The 255-nt window shown below is 66.3% G+C and carries 1 protein-coding gene; it reads right to left on the bottom strand.

Annotated elements, in window-relative coordinates; translation table 11 throughout:
• Positions 1-191 (bottom strand): transposase (locus AC1MIR_RS27900; protein ID WP_480031421.1); only part of this gene is annotated, 191 nt, incomplete at its 3' end.
• Positions 192-255: the final 64 nt, after the last annotated feature.

Raw genomic sequence — 255 nt, 5'->3', positions numbered from 1 at the left:
CGCAGCAGCTTCTCCGGCACGATCGAGTCCCGCCCGCCCGCTGCGTAGAGCTTGTCGAACTCGCCCGACAGCCGCTCCAGCGCCCGGTTCACCAGAACCCGGATCGGCCGCAGCGGGTGGTCCGCCGACACCAGCGCCTCCGGGCTCACATAGCTGAACATCGAGCCCGTCTGCCGATCCGATCCGCGCATCGCCACATCCGCCATCAACATCAGCAGCGAATCAGATCAGCGCCGATCCGAACAGCCGATTTTC

The organism is Falsiroseomonas sp. RANM36 (assembly GCF_056682175.1).
Note: the sequence above shows the minus strand (reverse complement) of the source record. Positions and strands in the feature narration are given on the sequence as shown.